This is a genomic window from Sphingomonas sp. 179-A 2A2 NHS, from assembly GCF_045371305.1.
Classification (GTDB): Bacteria; Pseudomonadota; Alphaproteobacteria; order Sphingomonadales; family Sphingomonadaceae; genus Sphingomonas.
The window spans coordinates 322,723-339,707 of record NZ_JBIQDE010000001.1; the positions used below are offsets into that span (position 1 = coordinate 322,723).

The following is a 16,985-nucleotide window of genomic DNA, read 5'->3' on the forward strand; positions in this document are numbered from 1 at the left end:
TCCGGGCGCGCCATGGGCAATGGCGCGACCATCAGGGGGCGGCAGGTGAGCGCGTTGATTTTTGCCGGTGCGATGCTCTTTACGCCGCCTGCGCTGCCCGGTCCGCCGCCGATACCCCCCCTTTCCACAACCATTCCGGCCCATCCCGCGCCATCGGTTGCCATCTTCGCACCAGGATCGGCCGCGATTGTACAGTCGCCGGCCGGCGGCGTCGCCCCCGCAGCGGCCCAAGCGCAGACGCCCAGTGACAGCGGCGCGCAATCGCCATCCCCCGATATCGTCATCACCGGCAAAGCCGAATGGGAGGCGCCCGATCCACTCGCCGGGATCAACCAGATGGCCTTCGACGCAACCATGGCCGTCGACAAGGCGGTGATCGGCCCGATCTCGCTCGCCTATAAGAACACCCTGCCCGAGCCGGTGCGCGACGGGATCCACAACTTCCTCTACAACATGCGCGAACCGGTCGTTTTCCTGAACTTCGTGCTTCAGCTGAAGTTCGGCCGCGCGCTGGAAACCGCGGCGCGCTTCGTGATCAACACCACGGTGGGCGTCGCCGGCCTGTTCGACATCGCGAAGCGCAAGCCCTTCCGGTGGAAGCGCCGCAGCAACGGCTTCACCAACACGCTCGGCTTCTACGGCGTGAAATCCGGCCCGTTCCTCTTCCTTCCGATCGTCGGGCCGACAACGCCGCGCGATCTGATCGGCGGCGCGATCGACAGGCTCATCTTCCCGTTCGTCTATGGCTCGCGGGTCACCAAGCCCGAGGTTGCAGTGCCTCTGGGCGTACTTGGCGTGCTCGACCACCGCGCCGAGTTCGACGAGACCCAGCACCAGCTTCATGACGGGCAGGCCGATCCTTATGCCCGCTCGCGCGATTTCTACCTGCAGCGCCGCCAGAACGAGATCGACGAGCTGAAGGGCAAGGCGCCGCGCAATTCCAGCCCGATGTCCGAGGCCCCGACCGCGCCGATCGAGGTGCGCAAGCGGTCCTCGGAGATTTCGGCGGAAGAGGCCCCGCCCGCCGCGGCACCGCGGATCACCCCACCGCCGGTCGTGCGCACCCTTCCCGAAGCAACTCAGCCCGCCGTGTCGGAACCGCCTGCGCCCGCCCCGGGTCCCGTGCTGCCGCAGGGCGCGTAGCTTCACGCCTGCGCTCGCTCCGGCTGGCGCTCCGCCCGGCGGCTGGGTATGCGCGCGGCCATGACCTATGCCAGCCTGCTTCCCGAGGGGTTTCGCGATCGCCTGCCCCCCCACGCCGATGCCGCCGCGACGGTGGAAGCTCGGGTGCTCGGCGTGGCGCATGGCTATGGCTATGAGCGGGTCGATCCGCCGCTTGCGGAGTTCGCCGACGGCCTGGGATCGCGTCTGAAGGACGGCGGCCTCTCCAATGCGGTCCGTTTCGTCGACCCGGTCAGCCAGCGCAACATGGCGATTCGCCCCGATATCACCGCGCAAGTTGCGCGCATCGCCGCCACCCGCATGGCGCATCACCCGCGCCCCGTGCGCCTCAGCTATGCCGGTTCGGTGCTGAAGCTGCGCGGCGCTGCGCTCCAGCCGGATCGCGAGGCACGCCAGATCGGCTGTGAGCTGATCGGCCTCGATTCGGTCGCCGCCGCCCGCGAGGTGGTGCTGGTCGCCGTGGAGGCCCTGTCGGCCGCCGGGGCGCGCGGCGTGTCGGTTGATTTCACCCTGCCCGATCTGGTCGACACGCTGGCCGCCGGCCCGCTGCCGGTCGATCGCGTGGACGAATTGCGCGAGCGCCTCGATGCCAAGGATGCCGGCGCCGTGGCGGTGATCGCGCCGGCTTACCTCCCGCTGATCGAGGCGGCCGGCCCCTTCGATGCCGCGATCGCACGCTTGCGGGCCTTCGACACCAGCGGTGTCCTGTCCTCCCGCCTCGACGGCCTTGCCGCCATCGCCGACGCGCTCGGAGACAAGGCGACGCTCACGCTCGATCCGACCGAACGTCACGGCTTCGAATATCAGACGTGGCTCGGCTTCTCGCTATTCGCGGAAGGTGCGACGCGCGAGGTCGGGCGCGGCGGCACCTACATGCTCGTCCACGAAAACGGCGCGGAAGAAGCCGCCACGGGCTTCTCGCTTTTTGCCGGGGCGATCGCCCGCGATGCCGCGGCCGAACGCCGCCGCCTGTTCCTGCCGCTCGGCACGAAGGATGCGGACGCAGCGGCGATGCGCGCGGCCGGCTGGGTGACGGTCGCGGCGCTTGAAGCAGGCGACACGCCTGAGAAGCAATTGTGCACGCATCTCTTCGTCGAAGGCGAGGCACGCCCGCTCGGCGATTGACAGCGCACTGCGCCCCCCGCTACCCGCCGCGGCGCATTTCTGGTCCCTCCTGGCTGCCGAGTCCTGTCGAAGGGCGGCCAGGGTCATCCCGGCAGGGGGAGTATCGTATCCATGGCGAATGTAGCGGTGATCGGCGCCCAATGGGGTGACGAGGGCAAAGGCAAGATCGTCGACTGGCTGGCCGAGCGCGCCAACATGGTCGTTCGCTTCCAGGGCGGCCACAATGCCGGCCACACGCTGGTCGTCGGCGAGAACGTCTACAAGCTGTCGCTCCTCCCCTCCGGCATCGTGCGCGGCACGCCGTCGGTGATCGGCAATGGCGTGGTGCTCGATCCTTGGGCGCTCAAGGCCGAGGTCGAGAAGCTGTCGGGTCAGGGCGTGAAGGTGTCCCCCGACACGCTGCGCATCGCCGATACCTGCCCGTTGATCCTCCCCTTCCACCGCGATCTCGACGGGCTGCGCGAGGACGCGAGCGGTGCGGGCAAGATCGGCACCACCCGCCGCGGCATCGGCCCCGCGTATGAGGACAAGGTCGGCCGTCGCGCACTGCGTGTGTGTGACCTGGCGCATCTCGACGATCTTGATCCGCAGCTTGATCGCCTCACCGCGCATCATGATGCGCTGCGCGCCGGCTTTGGCGAGCCCCCGATCGATCGGGCGCGGCTGCTGGCGGACCTGCGCGAGATTGCCGACTTCGTCCTGTCCTTTGCCAAGCCGGTGTGGCGGGACCTGAACGAGGCCCGCGCCGCGGGCCGGCGCATCCTGTTCGAAGGTGCGCAGGGCGTGCTGCTCGACATCGATCACGGCACCTATCCGTTCGTCACCTCGTCCAACACCATTGCCGGCACAGCCGCCGGTGGGTCGGGCCTCGGGCCGGGTGCGGTGGGCTTCGTTCTGGGTATCGCCAAGGCGTACACGACCCGCGTCGGCTCCGGCCCGTTTCCCACCGAGCTCGACGATGAGACGGGCGAGCGTCTCGGCACGCGTGGTCATGAGTTCGGCACGGTCACCGGGCGCAAGCGTCGCTGCGGCTGGTTCGACGCCGTTCTCGTCCGCCAGTCGGCGGCGGTCAGCGGCATCACCGGCATTGCGCTCACGAAGCTCGACGTGCTCGACGGTTTCGAAACCATCTCGATCTGCACCGGCTACCGCTTGCGCGGCGAGACGCTGGACTATTTCCCCTCGCACGCGGCCGATCAGGCGGCGGTCGAGCCGATCTACGAGACGATGGAAGGCTGGTCGCAGTCGACGGCCGGTGCGCGCAGCTGGGCCGATCTGCCGGCACAGGCGATCAAGTACATCCGCCGCATCGAGGAACTGATCAACTGCCCGGTCACGCTGGTCTCGACCAGTCCGGAACGCGAGGACACGATCCTCGTGCGCGATCCTTTCGCCGACTGAGCTGATCCCCCCTCCCTCTTTGGCGCTTCACGCCGAGAGGGAGGTTTGCCTCCCCGCCCCTTTCCATTACCGCTCCCGCAAAACATTGGGAGAGTATGATGGGCAAGGTGGTCCGGATCGGCGGCGCTGGCGGGTTCCTGGGGGATAGTTCGGTCGCCGCACCGCAACTGCTGGCGGGCGGCAAGCTCGATTACATGATCCTCGATTATCTCGCCGAAGCGACGATGGCGCCGCTTGGCCAGTTGAAGCAGGTTCGCCCGGATCAGGGCTATGCGCGCGATTTCACCGAATGGGTGTGGAAGGACAACCTGCGCGAGTTCAAGGAACAGGGCGTCCGGCTGGTGACCAACGCCGGCGGCGTCAATCCCGAAGCGTGCCGCGCCCGCATGGAAGCGATCGCGGCAGAGGTCGGCCTCTCCTTCCGCATCGCGATCGTCACCGGCGACGATCTGATCGCCCGCGTGCCTGATTTCGCCGCAAGCGGCACGACGGAGATGTTCTCCGGCGCCCCGTTCCCCGATCCCAGCAAGGTGTGGACCGCCAACGCCTATCTCGGCGGCGGCCCGATCGCGGCAGCACTCGCAGCGGGCGCCGACGTCGTCATCACCGGCCGCGTGGTGGACAGTGCGCTCACCCTCGGGCCGTTGATGCATGAATTCGGCTGGGGCCCGGACGATCACGATCGACTGTCGGCAGGCTCGCTCGCCGGCCATGTCATCGAATGCGGCGCACAGGCTACGGGCGGCCTGTTCACCGACTGGGAGAAGGTGCCGGACTGGGCACACATCGGCTACCCGATCATCGAATGCCACGCCGACGGCGATTTCATCGTCACCAAGCCGGATGGTACCGGCGGGCTCGTCTCGCCTGCTGCGGTGTCCGAGCAGATCCTCTACGAGGTCGGCGATCCCCAGGCCTATGCGCTGCCCGATGTGGTCTGCGATTTCTCGCAGCTGAAGGTCACGGCGGAAGGCGAGCATCGCGTGCGCGTCTCCAATGCCAAGGGCTATCCACCGACCGGCAAGCTCAAGACATGCGTCACCTATGAGAACGGCCATCGCTTCATCGGCATCATGCCGGTCGTGGGTCGCGACGCCGCAAGGAAGGCCCAGGCCCAGGCCGATGCGGTGCTCACCCGCGTCGGCGAGATGCTCCGCGGCCGCAACCTCCCGCCGCTGCGCGACACCCGCGTGGAGCTGCTCGGCACCGAGGCAAGCTACGGCGCACAGGCCAACCCGGCGCTTTCCTCGTCCCGTGAAGTCATCGCCCGCATTGGCGCCGAGCATGACGATGCCGAGGCGCTCGGCATCCTGATGCGCGAATTTGATTCCCCCACCACGTCGATGAGCGTCGGCTCCACCGGCTGGTTCGGCGCGCGCCCGACGATCAGCCCGGTGGCACAGGTGTTTTCCTTCCTGGTGGACGGCAACTCGGTCGAGCCGCGCGTCTCGCTCGGCGCGGAGACGCTCTCAGTGCAGAACCCGGCCCCGGCCACGCCCTTCACGCCGAACATGATCACGCGCCCCGTGGTAAAGGACGGCCCGGCCGACGAGGATGATCTGGTCGAGGTTCCGCTCATCGAGGTCGCCTGGGCACGCTCGGGAGACAAGGGCGACGCGTTCAACGTCGGCGTGATCGCCCGCCGACCCGAACTCCTCCCGTGGATTCGCGCCGCGCTGACCGAGGATGCCGTGAAAGCCTTCTTCGCGCATGAATTCGAAGGCGCCACGCATCCCGAGGTACGTCGTTACGAGCTGCCGGGGATGAACGCGGTCAACCTTCACTGCATCCAGTCGCTCGGCGGTGGGCAATTCGCCAGCCTGCGGCTCGATCCGCTCGCCAAGGGCAAGGGGCAGCAGTTGCTCGACATGAAGGTGAAGGTTCCGCGTCGCCTCCTCGACTGAGGCCACGCAGCACAGGTTCAGCCGCCGCCGAGCGCGCGTTGCCGGCGGCGCTGGACCGAACTGCCGATCCCCATCGCTTCACGGTATTTGGCCACGGTGCGCCGCGCGATATCGAAGCCCTTGGCGTTCAGCAGTTCGACGATCGTGTCGTCGCTCAGCACCTTGGCGCCTTCATTGGCGATCAGTGACCTAATCGCGCTCTTCACTGCCTCCGCGGAAACGGCATCGCCACCATCCGCCGACTGGATGGCAGACGTGAAGAAGTATTTCAGTTCGAACAGCCCGCGCGCGCAGCTCAGATACTTGTTCGACGTCACCCGGCTGACGGTCGATTCATGCATCTCGATGGCGTCCGCGACCTGGCGCAGGGTCAGCGGGCGCAAATGCGCGACGCCCTTCAGGAAAAAAGCTTCCTGCTGGCGCACGATCTCCGTCGCGACGCGGATGATCGTCTTCTGCCGCTGGTCCAGCGCCTTCACGAGCCAGTTGGCGCTCGCCAGCATGTCGCCCAGCCACGCCTTCGACGCCTTGTCCTGCGGCCCCGATGACAGTTCCGAATAATAACGGCGGTTGACCAGCACCCGCGGCAGCGTTGCACTGTCAAGTTCCACCACCCAGCCGCCCCGTGTGCGGCGCACGTGCAAATCCGGCGTCACCGCATGCACCGGCTCCCCGCCGTAACGGCAGCCGGGCTTGGGATCATAGCTGCGCAGCTCGCGGATCATGTCCGCCAGATCCTCGTCGTCCACCTGGCAGATGCGCTTCAGCCGAGCGAGGTCCCCGCGCGCGACGAGATCGAGGTTATCGATCAGCCGCGCCATCGCAGGGTCGTAGCGATCCGCTTCCTTCGCCTGCAGCGCAATGCATTCCGCCAGATCGCGCGCTCCGACGCCGGTCGGGTCGAACGCCTGGATCACCGCCAGCACCTGCTCGATCCGCGCCAGCGGCACGCCAAGTCGGTTCGCCACGCTGAGCAGGTTCTCGGTCAGATATCCCGCCTCATCGATCAGATCGATCAGATGCTGCGCCACGAACAGATCAGCGCCAGTCACCACCTCGCCGGCCTGCTGCAACAGATGATCGGCCAGCGACACATCGCTCGCGGCGAAACTGTCGAGATCCGGAGCCTCCTCTCCCGCCCCGCTGCTCGCGCCGGTCAGACCCAGCCCGTCACCGGAAACACGGTCACCCGGCCCATCGTCGAAGCGCTCCGCGGCGATATCGACATCCAGCGATTCGCCCGCGGCCTCGCCCGCCACCACCAGTTCATCCGTCGGCGCCGGCTCGTCACGCTTTACCTCGGGCTCGCGCTCGATCGCCGGCCCGTCGTCGCTTGGCGGCGCACTCTCCAAGAGCGGGTTCTTCTCGATCTCCTCCGCGATCACGCCCTCGATCTCGAGGTTGGACAGCGTCAGCAGCTTGATCGCCTGCTGCAGCTGCGGCGTCATCACGAGCGATTGTGACTGGCGCAGGTCGAGCCGCGGCGCGAGGCTCATGAGCGGCCCCCGTTACGCGCCGCCCCTGCCGTCGCCGGAATGACAAGGAGGAAGGACGCGCTACGCATGGCCTCAGAGCGAGAAGCTCTCGCCCAGATAGAGCCGGCGTACGTTGGGATCTGCCACGAGATCGGCAGGCGCGCCGCTGAACAGCACGCGGCCGTCATAGATGATGTAGCCGCGGTCGACGATATCAAGGGTCTCGCGCACATTGTGGTCGGTGATCAGCACCCCGATCCCACGCCGCTTCAGGTCCTTCACCAGATCGCGGATGTCGGCGATCGATAAGGGATCGATGCCGGCGAACGGCTCGTCGAGCAGGATGATCGAGGGATCCGCCGCCAGCGCACGCGCGATCTCCGCTCGCCGCCGCTCGCCACCCGACAGCGCCATCGCGGGCGCATCGCGCAGCCGCGTCAGGCCAAACTCCTCCAGCAACTGATCGAGCTTGCGCTTGCGCTCGGCCGGCTCCGGCTCGGCGAGCTCAAGCACGGTCAGGATATTCTTCTCGATCGTCAGGCCGCGGAAGATCGAGGTTTCCTGCGGCAGATACCCCAGCCCCAGGATCGCGCGGCGATACATCGGAAGGCCGGTAATATCCTCGCCGTCGAGCATGATCCGCCCCGCGTCGGGCTTCACCAGCCCCATCACGGAATAGAAGCACGTCGTCTTGCCGGCGCCGTTCGGTCCAAGCAGCCCGACCACTTCACCGCGCCCCACTGAAACCGAGACGTCGCTCAGCACGATTCGCTTGTCGTAGGACTTGGCGATCGAAACCACCTGCAGCCCGCTCGCGGTCGGCGCCTCGTGGATGGCTTCCACCTCGCTCAGGGTCGTCACGTCATCCATTCCTCGCCTCCCCCTCGCAGATCATGGTTATCGGGCCGTTCAGGCAGAACGATTGGCAGGATTCATGCATAAGGGCCACAACATAGGAAAGTCCGGGCGAAACGCTAATTGCGCTTCGGGACGGAGAAGGTGCCCGTCACGCGGCCAGACGGCGCCGTCGTTGCATTGCCGCCAGAACCGCTCGATCCACCACGTACCGAGGAACCGTCGATTACCGCCCGGCCCGTGTCGAGATTGATCGTCAGCCTTGCGCCCCGGACGGTGTTCCCGCCCTGCGTCAGCGTCACGCCGCCGACCATGGTGATCACGCGCTTGTTGAGGTCATAGACCGCGTACTGGCTGCGCGCGGTCTGGTCCGGTCGCTTCACGATCACGTTGCCGGACGCGTCGAGCCGGGAGACCTGCGGGTTACCGCCGATCACCTGGCCGGTGTAGATCACCGTCATCCGCGCCGCGTTCAACGTCATCTCGCCCTGCCGCACCGCGACGTTGCCCGACAGAACGGCGCGATTCGCCCGGTCCTGCAATTCGATGGTGTCGGCGCCGAAATCGATTGGGGCATTGGAATTGTGGCGCGTCTGGGCGCTCGCACCCGAGGCGATCAGAATGGAGAGGAGAACGGCGCGTTTCATGCGGCGCTATCTCGTACCTCGCGGGTTCACGCGCAAGCGCGCATTGCCACGAAGCGTCACCGTGCGCGCTTCAAGGTCCGCGTCCAGGCGATCGGCGGTAAACGTTCCCTGCGAAACGGTCCCGCTCACCGCGCCTTCTGATTGCAGCCGGCGGCTCTTGAGATCGACGACCGCATTGTTGGTGTCGAGCGTGTACCCATCCGGCCCACGGAAGGCGATCGGCCCGTTCACGTTCATCCGCTCGCTTTCCATGTCGTACCGGCCACTCGGCGCGGTCAGCTGCGCTGGCCCGTCGGTCAACCGGATCTGCGCCGCAAGATCATTCAGCTGCACGACCGGCTCGGCGGAGCTCTTCTGCACAGCGGATCCCGCGTTCAGCGTGAACGGCTGCCCCTTCGCATCGGCACCACGATATTGCGCCTTCTGGATCTTCAGCCGCTCCTTGGCGACCTCAACCTTGTTCTTGTCGAGGACGAACGAAACGTCGCCCCCCGTGGTCAGCGGGGCCATCACCAGGAACGCCGCAAGCACACCGATCAGCACCGGCAGCAGCCAGTGGGTGATCCCCACCAGCCGATCGTGCCGGCTGCCGGGCATCGCCCAGCGCTGCCGTGCGGTACGTTCACGGACGGCAATCTCAGACATGCGCGAAGATATCGGTCTCTGGCCATCCCGCGAGATCGAGCTCGGCCCGATGCGGCAGGAAGTCGAAGCATGCCTGCGCCAGCGCGGTGCGGCCCTCGCGCGCCAGGCGGCGATCGAGTTCTTCCCGCAGGCGATGGAGATAACGGACGTCGGACGCGGCATATTCGCGCTGCGGCTCGCTCAATTCCGGGCCGCCCCAGTCCGACGATTGCTGCTGCTTCGAAATATCCTGCCCCAGAAGTTCGCGTACCAGCTCCTTCAACCCGTGTCGGTCGGTATAGGTCCGCACCAGTCGCGACGCGATCTTTGTGCAATATACCGGCGCAGCGACGATCCCCATGTAATGGCGGATCGCGGCGATATCGAACCGGCCGAAATGATAGAGTTTCAGCCGCGCCGGATCAGCGAGCGCAGCCCGCAGGTTCGGCGCGACATAGTCGGATCCGGGATTGAACCGCACCAGATGCTCGTCGCCCTGCCCGTCCGAGATCTGCACCAGGCACAGCCGATCGCGCGGCGTGATGAGGCCCATCGTCTCGGTATCGACGGCAAGCGGGGCGCCGGGTGCGAACACGTCACCGGGCAAATCTTCTTCGTGGAAAAATACGGCCATGACGCGCCCTAGCGTGCTGTGACGCGCGGCTCAACAAGCGGCAAAAATCCTGCGCCAACTAAGTCGAACATGCGACGGATTGTGCTTTCAACGCGACAGTTCCGCAATGAATAGCGGCGAATACTTTGTTTGCGCGACGATTCTGTTCGCGGAGTGCCGCGCAATGCGCTATGACGAGTCTCGTGGCGCACTGGATTTCGCGCCTCGAAGCCTTGCGTGGCCGTCCATCGCGCAAGGCTTGACCGATCGGCGGGACGGAGCGGGAAGACGAACAGGGTTTATGGGTTACGACAAAGGTGGCCGCGGCAATCGTGGCGGGCGCGGACGCGACAAGCGCGATGATTTCGGTGGCGGCGACTTCGGCGGCGGCGATTTTGGTGGCGGCTTTGGCGGCGGTGGTTTTGGTGGCGGCGGCTTCGGCGGCGGTGATCGCGGCTTCGGTGGCGGCGGTGGATACCGCGGCGGTGGTGGCGGCGGCTTCGGCGGCGGCGGCGGTGGTTTCCGCGGCGGCGGCGGTGGTGGCGGCTTCGGCGGCGGCAATCGTATGCCCCCGCAGGTCGTTGGCGAAGGCACGGGCGTCGTTAAGTTCTTCAACGCGCAGAAGGGCTTCGGCTTCGTCGTTCGCGATGACGGCGGCGAGGACGTGTTCGTTCACATCTCGGCAGTCGAGCAGGCTGGCCTGAGCTCGCTCGCCGAAGGGCAGCCGCTCGGCTTCACGCTGGTCGATCGTGGCGGCCGTATCTCGGCAACCGACCTCAAGATCGAAGGCGAACCGCTTCCGGTCACCGAGCGCGCACCGCGTGACGGCGGCTTCGGCGCCCCGGGCGGCGATCGTGGCCCGCGTGCGGGTGGTGCGCCGCAGCGTCAGCTGACTGGCGAGAAGGCGACCGGCACGGTCAAGTTCTTCAATGCCATGAAGGGCTTCGGCTTCATCCAGCGCGACGATGGGCAGCCCGACGCCTTCGTGCACATTTCTGCGGTCGAGCGCGCCGGTATGGCGGGTCTCAACGAAGGCGATCGTCTGTCGTTCGAGATCGAGGTTGACCGTCGCGGCAAGTATGCCGCCGTCAACCTGTCTTCCGCCGGCTAAGCGTCAAGCTTCACAGCTAGGAGAGGGTGGGGCCGTCCGGGGAAACCGGGCGGCCCCCTTTCTTTTCACCCGCCCTCTTCGCTCCAGGCGCCGTCCGGGCCCTCCCGGTTGCGGCATATTTATCCGTCGCTCCGGCTCACAAAGTCCTTTATTGGCTGTCGAAATGACTGAAACACGAGTTCCAAGCCGCGTTTTTCCGCGCGCGCGCCAGGATGCCGAATCTGCCAAGACGGGCATCTCCACTCCGCAGACCGAAAATCCCGCCTATCGCCTCGCCTTCCAGGACATGGATTTCCTGCTGCGCGAGGATCTTCGGCCGGTCCGTTTCCAGCTTGAACTGCTGAAGCCCGAGCTGCTGCTTGAGGAAGCACATATCGGCTCGACCTTCGTCTTCTATGGTTCTGCACGTATCCCGGAGCCCTCGAAGGCGCAGGCGATGCTCGACATGGCCGATGAGGCGCATCGTCCGGTCGCGGAGCGGCTGGTCGCCAAGTCGAAATATTACGAAATGGCCCGCGAGCTCGCGCGGCAGGCTAGCAACTTCCCGCGTGACGAGCAGGGCAAGCGGCAGTTCGTCGTCTGCTCCGGCGGCGGCCCGTCGATCATGGAAGCGGCGAATCGCGGTGCGGCGGACGTTCACGCCGAATCGATCGGCCTCAACATCGTGCTCCCGCACGAACAGGCGCCCAATCCCTATGTGACGCCGTCGCTGTCGATGCAGTTCCACTATTTCGCGCTGCGCAAGATGCACTTCCTGCTGCGCGCGCGCGCGCTTGCCGCCTTCCCCGGTGGCTTCGGCACGTTCGACGAATTGTTCGAGCTGCTGACGCTGATCCAGACCGGGAAGGTCGCGCCGATTCCGGTGCTTCTGTTCGGCCGCGAGTTCTGGGAGCGAGTCGTCAACTTCGAGGCGCTGGTCGAGGAAGGCGTCATCTCGGAACGCGATCTCGGCATCTTCACCTATGTCGAAAGCGCTGCCGAAGGCTGGGCCGTGGTGCAGCGTTTCTACCAGGAGCGTACCGAACGCGAGGCGGCCTCCGCCTGACGCGCTCCGGGCCGTCAGAGCGCCCTTTGGGCCTCTGGAGGCCGACATCGACCCAGCATAACAAAAAAGCCGTCTGCGGCACTGCTCCCGGGCAGAAACCGCAGACGGCTTTTACTTCAGTTCGAACACGTCGCGGCCGCGCGCAGCGGCGCGTTTCGCGAACTTACTTGTTCTGCTTCTGCGCCGCCGGATCGACCGAGGGTGCGCCGCTCGCGGGCGTCGCGGTGTTCGCAAGCTCGCCGGTCTCGCCGCGGATATCCTTCTCCACCGCATCGACGGCATTCGCCGCCCCCGGTGCCGCGCCGCTGGCGCCCTCGACGACATTGCCGCCGTCGCCTTCCGGCGCTGCACCCGCCGCGGGCGCTGCCGGCAACGGCAGGTTCGAGCCCTGCTGGTTCATGTAGACGAGCAGGTTCGCGCGGTCCTGCGGGTTGGAGAGGCCAGCGAAGGTCATCTTCGTGCCCGGTGCGAACTTGCGCGGGCTGGTCAGCCACGCGTCCATCTTCTCGAAATCCCAGGTCCCGCCGACCTTCTTCAGCGCATCGGTGAAGGCAAAGCCGCCCTTACCCTGGCCGACGGCCTCGCCCATCGTGGCCCACAGGTTCGGGCCGATGCCGTTCGCGCCGCCCTGGTTGATCGTGTGGCACGCCGCGCACTTCTTGAACACGTCCGCGCCCTTCGCGGGGTCCGCCGTCGGCAGCAGCGTCGCGATCGGCACCGCTGCTGCGGCGCCGCCGCCAGCCTCTTCGGCGGCCTCGATCGGATAGCCAGGCTTCTCGGGTTCACTCGAGTGGAAGATCATGCCGCCGACGATCGACAAGCCGAGCGCAGCCCCGCACGCAGCCAGCACCCAGCCCGCAATCGTGTTGTTCCGATCGTCCATTTTGCGCAGTCGCCCCTGAAACGTTTGGCCGTCCCATAGAAAAGCGTTTCGGCCACGGCAAGCACGCTTGAGGGGGCGCGGCCCCTCGCCTAACGACCCGCGCTACATCATGGAAAACTTCGCCGCTCCCGCTCGCCCGATCGTCGCTCGCATGGCGGCCGCTGCCGCTCAGGCACCGCAGCGCGCCGTTTCCTTTCAGGGCGCGCCCGGTGCGAACAGCCATGTCGCGGTAACCGAAGCGTTTCCCGAAGGCCTGCCGCTGCCCTGCTTTTCGTTCGAGGATGCGATCGACGCGGTGAAGCAGGGGCTCGCCGACCATGCGATGATCCCGATCGAGAATTCACTCCATGGCCGCGTGGCGGACATTCACTTCCTGCTGCCCGAATCGGGACTGGTGATCACCGGCGAGCATTTCCTGCCGATCCGCCACGCCTTGATGAGCACTGGGACGCGGGACGAGGTGCGTGCGGCGATGAGCCATCCGCAGGCGCTCGGCCAATGCCGCCACTGGCTTCGGGCGCACGACATTCAGCCCATTGCTTACCCTGACACGGCCGGCGCTGCGGCCGTCGTCGCCGAAAAGGGCGATGCCACAGTTGCTGCGCTTGCCCCGCCGGCGGCCGCGGAGATCTACGGTCTCAATCTTCTGGCGACCGACATTGCGGACGCCGATCACAACATGACGCGCTTCGTCACGCTCGCGCGCGAGAACCGCCCAATCCCCGGCGACGGCCCATGGATGACGACCTTCATCTTCGAGGTGCGAAACGTCCCCGCCGCGCTCTACAAGGCGCTCGGCGGCTTCGCGACCAACGGCGTCAACATGACGAAGCTCGAAAGCTACCAGCGCGGCGGCACCTTTGCCGCGACCGACTTCTACGCCGATGTCGAGGGGAAGCCGGGCGACGACAACCTCGATCGCGCGATGGAGGAACTCGGCTTCCACACCAAGTGGGTCCGCGTCCTCGGCACGTACCGGCAGGCACGCAAGCGCGGCTGAGCCAAACGCAAAGGGCCACACTGCGCCCGCTTGCGTCCTGCCCCGCCTGTCGTATCACGAGCAACGAATTTGCTTGGGGGTTGATGATGCGGAAGATGTTGCTCGCCGGCGCGGCGTTCACCCTGGCGGCCAGCGCCGCGGCGCAGACGGCGACGCCGCCGCGCGCCGCAAAGAAGCCGCATCAGGTCACGTCGCCCAACGGTGCCCGCACCGACGAATATTACTGGCTGCGTGACGACACCCGGAAGAACCCGGAGATGCTCGCCTATCTCAAGGCGGAGAACGGCTACACCGATGCCGCCCTCGCCGCGCTGAAGCCGCTGCAGGACCGGTTGTACCAGGAGACGGTCAGCCACATCAAACAGGACGACACCAGCGTCCCCTATCGCAAGAACGGCTATTGGTATCAGACGCGGTTCGAGACCGGCGCCGACTATCCCATCGTCGAGCGCCGCAAGGGCGAGAAGACCGCGCCGGTCGAGATCATGTTCGATCAGCCGGCGATGGCGAAGGGCCACAGCTTCTTCGCGCTGAGCGACTGGCAGGTCAGCCCGGACAATCGCCTGGTCGCCTATGCCGAGGACACCGTCGGCCGACGCCAGTACACGCTGAAGGTGAAGGACCTCGCCACCGGGCAGTTGCTCAGCGACACGATCACCAACGTCGAACCGAACATCATCTGGGCCGACGACAATCGCACGATCCTCTATGTCGCCAAGGAGCCGACGACGCTGCGCGGCTACAAGGTCATGGCGCACGTCCTCGGCACGCCGGTGGCGCAGGACAAGCTGCTCTACGAGGAGAAGGACGACACGTTCCAGATGGGCATCGCCCGCACGATGGACGACCGCTTCATCTGCGTCTTCGTGCAGTCGACCGTCAGTGACGAGCAGCGCTGCGCCCCTGCCGCGACCGCGCCCACCGCGTTCCAGACGATCGCGCCGCGCAAGCGCGAGCTGCGTTATTCCGCCGATCACATGGACGGCCGCTGGATCATCCGCACGAACCTGCGCCACAAGAACTATACGCTGATGACCGCCGCCGATGACGCGGTCGGCAGCGGCACCGCCGCCTGGAGAGATCTGACGCCCGCCAGCGACACCGTCTTCATCGAAAACTTCAAGCCGTTCGCCGGCTTCATCGCGATCGACCAGCGCGAAGGCGGCAATCGCATGATCCGCCTGCTGGATGCCGCGGGCAAGTCGCTCCCCGTGAAGGCGGACGAGCCCGCCTATCGCATGGCGCTCGACGTCAACGAGGAGCCCGAGACGCCGTGGGTGCGCTACACTTACGGGTCGCTCGTCACGCCGACCACCACGTACGAGGTGAACGCGAAGACGGGCGAGCGCCGCGTGCTGAAGGTCGCGCCGGTGCCCGGCTACGATCCCGCCAATTACGTCACCGAACGCGTCTGGGCGACCGCGCGGGACGGCACGAAGATCCCGGTCAGCCTGGTCTACAAGAAGGGCGTGAAGCGTGACGGCACCGCGCCGCTCTTTCAATATGCCTATGGCAGCTACGGTATCTCGATGGATCCGGCGGTCGATCCGGGCCGCATCGGTCTGCTTGATCGCGGCGTCATCTACGCCATCGCGCACATCCGCGGCGGGCAGGAAATGGGGCGCCAATGGTATGATGACGGTCATCTGCTGAACAAGAAGAACAGCTTCACCGACTTCATCGACGTCACGCGCTATCTCGTCGCGCAGAAATACGCCGCCAAGGGCCGTGTTGCCGCGATGGGCGGCTCGGCAGGCGGCCTGCTGATGGGCGGCGTCGCGAACATGGCACCGGAAGATTACAAGGTGATCGTCGCGCAGGTGCCGTTCGTTGATGTGGTGACGACGATGCTCGACGCATCCATCCCCCTCACCACCTTCGAATATGATGAGTGGGGCAATCCGGCACAGAAGCAATATTACGAGTATATGCTCAGCTACTCGCCCTATGATCAGGTGGCGGCGAAGAACTATCCGGCAATGTACGTCGGCACCGGCCTGTGGGACAGCCAGGTGCAATATTACGAGCCCGCCAAGTGGGTCGCGCGCCTGCGTGAGAAGAAGACCGACAGCAATCCGCTGCTGTTCCGCGTGAACATGGAGGCCGGCCACGGCGGCAAGTCCGGCCGCTTCGAACGCTACCGCCAGAATGCCGAATGGGGCGCCTTCGTCCTCCAGCAGCTCGGCGCTGCGCAGTAACCGCAAGCGTCTGGCCATCACCCCGGATCGTGCCGGGGTGATGGCCTGAGCTTATTCCGCCGCCGCCCAGCGCGTCAGCAGGGTATGCGCGATGGCATAGCTCGGCGGCGCCACGAAGGGTCCGTCGCCGGCAAGCGCAGCGCGCACCTCGTCACGCGTGAACCAGCCGGCCTTTTCCAGCTCGTTCTCGTCCAGCGTGATGGCGTCATCATCGGCGATGCCCACGCAGGCGATCATCAGCTGCGAGGGGAACGGCCAGGGCTGGCTGGCGACATAGCGCACGCCGGAAACGCTGACGCCCGCCTCTTCCTGGATCTCGCGCGCCACCGCTTCCTCGATCGATTCGCCCGGTTCCAGGAAGCCCGCCAGCGCCGAGTAACGCCCCGCCGGCCAGCTCGGCTGGCGGCCCAACAATGCGCGGCCGTCATGCTCGGCGATCATGATCACCACCGGGTCGACGCGCGGGAAATGCTCGGTCCCGCAATTGCCGCACTTGCGGCCCCAGCCGGCGCGGAAGGCTTCGGTCAGCGTGCCGCAATTGGCGCAGAAGCGATGCCGCGCATTCCAGTCGAGCACCGACCGCGCCATGGCATAGGTCGCAGCCTCGCCTGCCTCCAGCTGGTCGAGCGCGCGGAACAGCGCCGGCGAGCGCAGCGGCGGCGCCGGCACCCCCTCGGGCGCCGCAGCGAACCGCGGACGTCCGTCGTCGAAGCCGAGCAGCACGATATGCGCGTCGTCCGGCGCCTCGGTCACCATCGTCCAGCCAAGCCGGCCGTCCTCGGTGATCTCGGGATCGTAACCGTCGAGCTTCAGCAGCCGCGCCCGCCAGTCGCCCATTGCCGCGGCAAAGGCCTCGGCGTCGTTGCGATGATCGGCGACGCGGGTCAGCGTGCCACCGGTGAAGCCCGGCATCGTCTCCATC

At 66.5% G+C, this 16,985-nt stretch carries 15 protein-coding genes; 8 read left to right on the forward strand and 7 right to left on the reverse strand.

What is annotated here, in order from left to right:
- The first annotated feature begins 45 nt into the window (after positions 1-45).
- From ACH0AE_RS01535 to ACH0AE_RS01550, 4 genes are all read left to right on the forward strand, one after another.
- On the forward strand, positions 46-1,143 hold the full coding sequence (locus tag ACH0AE_RS01535) for a VacJ family lipoprotein (RefSeq protein ID WP_294442246.1): 1,098 nt from the start codon (positions 46-48) through the stop codon (positions 1,141-1,143).
- Positions 1,144-1,203: 60 nt separating this feature from the next.
- Positions 1,204-2,307, forward strand: coding sequence for an ATP phosphoribosyltransferase regulatory subunit (locus ACH0AE_RS01540; RefSeq protein WP_294442247.1), 1,104 nt, complete (start codon positions 1,204-1,206; stop codon positions 2,305-2,307).
- Positions 2,308-2,418: 111 nt separating this feature from the next.
- Positions 2,419-3,708: an adenylosuccinate synthase gene (locus ACH0AE_RS01545; protein WP_294442248.1), complete on the forward strand. Its 1,290-nt coding sequence runs from the start codon at positions 2,419-2,421 to the stop codon at positions 3,706-3,708.
- 98 nt (positions 3,709-3,806) lie between these two features.
- Positions 3,807-5,612 (forward strand): acyclic terpene utilization AtuA family protein, encoded by a 1,806-nt coding sequence (locus ACH0AE_RS01550; protein ID WP_294442249.1) that lies wholly within the window; start codon positions 3,807-3,809, stop codon positions 5,610-5,612.
- A gap of 17 nt (positions 5,613-5,629) precedes the next feature.
- Here the strand turns inward: ACH0AE_RS01550 and rpoN are convergent, their stop codons facing one another.
- From rpoN to ACH0AE_RS01575, 5 genes are all read right to left on the reverse strand, one after another.
- Positions 5,630-7,108: an RNA polymerase factor sigma-54 gene (gene rpoN / locus ACH0AE_RS01555; protein WP_294442250.1), complete on the reverse strand. Its 1,479-nt coding sequence runs from the start codon at positions 7,106-7,108 to the stop codon at positions 5,630-5,632.
- Positions 7,109-7,180: 72 nt separating this feature from the next.
- Positions 7,181-7,957 carry an LPS export ABC transporter ATP-binding protein gene (gene lptB, locus ACH0AE_RS01560; protein ID WP_294442251.1) on the reverse strand — a complete coding sequence of 259 codons (777 nt, stop codon included), beginning with the start codon at positions 7,955-7,957 and terminating at the stop codon, positions 7,181-7,183.
- A 104-nt stretch (positions 7,958-8,061) separates the two neighbouring features.
- Positions 8,062-8,589, reverse strand: coding sequence for an LptA/OstA family protein (locus ACH0AE_RS01565; protein WP_294442252.1), 528 nt, complete (start codon positions 8,587-8,589; stop codon positions 8,062-8,064).
- 6 nt (positions 8,590-8,595) lie between these two features.
- Positions 8,596-9,234 (reverse strand): LPS export ABC transporter periplasmic protein LptC, encoded by a 639-nt coding sequence (lptC, locus tag ACH0AE_RS01570; protein WP_294442253.1) that lies wholly within the window; start codon positions 9,232-9,234, stop codon positions 8,596-8,598.
- The gene (locus ACH0AE_RS01575) at positions 9,227-9,847 is read right to left on the reverse strand and encodes a ribonuclease D (protein WP_294442254.1); all 621 of its coding nucleotides are present in this window, start codon (positions 9,845-9,847) and stop codon (positions 9,227-9,229) included. Before ACH0AE_RS01575 ends, lptC begins: the two co-directional genes overlap by 8 nt.
- A 280-nt stretch (positions 9,848-10,127) precedes the next feature.
- Here ACH0AE_RS01575 and ACH0AE_RS01580 point away from each other — a divergent pair, with 280 nt between their 5' ends.
- Together ACH0AE_RS01580 and ACH0AE_RS01585 are read left to right on the forward strand one after the other, a co-directional pair.
- Positions 10,128-10,937 (forward strand): cold-shock protein, encoded by an 810-nt coding sequence (locus ACH0AE_RS01580; protein WP_294442255.1) that lies wholly within the window; start codon positions 10,128-10,130, stop codon positions 10,935-10,937.
- A gap of 163 nt (positions 10,938-11,100) precedes the next feature.
- Positions 11,101-11,982 carry an LOG family protein gene (locus ACH0AE_RS01585; RefSeq protein WP_294442256.1) on the forward strand — a complete coding sequence of 294 codons (882 nt, stop codon included), beginning with the start codon at positions 11,101-11,103 and terminating at the stop codon, positions 11,980-11,982.
- 163 nt (positions 11,983-12,145) lie between these two features.
- Here the strand turns inward: ACH0AE_RS01585 and ACH0AE_RS01590 are convergent, their stop codons facing one another.
- Positions 12,146-12,865 carry a cytochrome c family protein gene (locus ACH0AE_RS01590; protein WP_294442257.1) on the reverse strand — a complete coding sequence of 240 codons (720 nt, stop codon included), beginning with the start codon at positions 12,863-12,865 and terminating at the stop codon, positions 12,146-12,148.
- 109 nt (positions 12,866-12,974) lie between these two features.
- Here ACH0AE_RS01590 and ACH0AE_RS01595 point away from each other — a divergent pair, with 109 nt between their 5' ends.
- Together ACH0AE_RS01595 and ACH0AE_RS01600 are read left to right on the forward strand one after the other, a co-directional pair.
- Positions 12,975-13,865, forward strand: coding sequence for a prephenate dehydratase (locus ACH0AE_RS01595; protein WP_294442258.1), 891 nt, complete (start codon positions 12,975-12,977; stop codon positions 13,863-13,865).
- Between the two features lie 86 nt (positions 13,866-13,951).
- Positions 13,952-16,063, forward strand: a complete 2,112-nt coding sequence (locus tag ACH0AE_RS01600) for a S9 family peptidase (RefSeq protein ID WP_294442259.1) — start codon at positions 13,952-13,954, stop codon at positions 16,061-16,063.
- 51 nt (positions 16,064-16,114) lie between these two features.
- Here the strand turns inward: ACH0AE_RS01600 and nudC are convergent, their stop codons facing one another.
- Positions 16,115-16,984 (reverse strand): NAD(+) diphosphatase, encoded by an 870-nt coding sequence (gene nudC, locus ACH0AE_RS01605; RefSeq protein WP_294442260.1) that lies wholly within the window; start codon positions 16,982-16,984, stop codon positions 16,115-16,117.
- Position 16,985 lies beyond the last annotated feature (1 nt).

Excerpts from the sequence above, each read along its gene's own strand:
- ACH0AE_RS01545 (WP_294442248.1), top strand. The coding sequence starts at position 2,419 with ATGGCGAATGTAGCGGTGATCGGCGCCCAATGGGGTGACGAGGGCAAA.
- lptB (WP_294442251.1), bottom strand. The coding sequence starts at position 7,957 with ATGGATGACGTGACGACCCTGAGCGAGGTGGAAGCCATCCACGAGGCG.
- ACH0AE_RS01575 (WP_294442254.1), bottom strand. The coding sequence starts at position 9,847 with ATGGCCGTATTTTTCCACGAAGAAGATTTGCCCGGTGACGTGTTCGCA.
- nudC (WP_294442260.1), bottom strand. The coding sequence starts at position 16,984 with ATGGAGACGATGCCGGGCTTCACCGGTGGCACGCTGACCCGCGTCGCC.
- ACH0AE_RS01580 (WP_294442255.1), top strand. The coding sequence starts at position 10,128 with ATGGGTTACGACAAAGGTGGCCGCGGCAATCGTGGCGGGCGCGGACGC.
- ACH0AE_RS01550 (WP_294442249.1), top strand. The coding sequence starts at position 3,807 with ATGGGCAAGGTGGTCCGGATCGGCGGCGCTGGCGGGTTCCTGGGGGAT.
- lptC (WP_294442253.1), bottom strand. The coding sequence starts at position 9,234 with ATGTCTGAGATTGCCGTCCGTGAACGTACCGCACGGCAGCGCTGGGCG.
- rpoN (WP_294442250.1), bottom strand. The coding sequence starts at position 7,108 with ATGAGCCTCGCGCCGCGGCTCGACCTGCGCCAGTCACAATCGCTCGTG.
- ACH0AE_RS01595 (WP_294442258.1), top strand. The coding sequence starts at position 12,975 with ATGGAAAACTTCGCCGCTCCCGCTCGCCCGATCGTCGCTCGCATGGCG.
- ACH0AE_RS01600 (WP_294442259.1), top strand. The coding sequence starts at position 13,952 with ATGCGGAAGATGTTGCTCGCCGGCGCGGCGTTCACCCTGGCGGCCAGC.
- ACH0AE_RS01585 (WP_294442256.1), top strand. The coding sequence starts at position 11,101 with ATGACTGAAACACGAGTTCCAAGCCGCGTTTTTCCGCGCGCGCGCCAG.
- ACH0AE_RS01540 (WP_294442247.1), top strand. The coding sequence starts at position 1,204 with ATGACCTATGCCAGCCTGCTTCCCGAGGGGTTTCGCGATCGCCTGCCC.
- ACH0AE_RS01590 (WP_294442257.1), bottom strand. The coding sequence starts at position 12,865 with ATGGACGATCGGAACAACACGATTGCGGGCTGGGTGCTGGCTGCGTGC.
- ACH0AE_RS01565 (WP_294442252.1), bottom strand. The coding sequence starts at position 8,589 with ATGAAACGCGCCGTTCTCCTCTCCATTCTGATCGCCTCGGGTGCGAGC.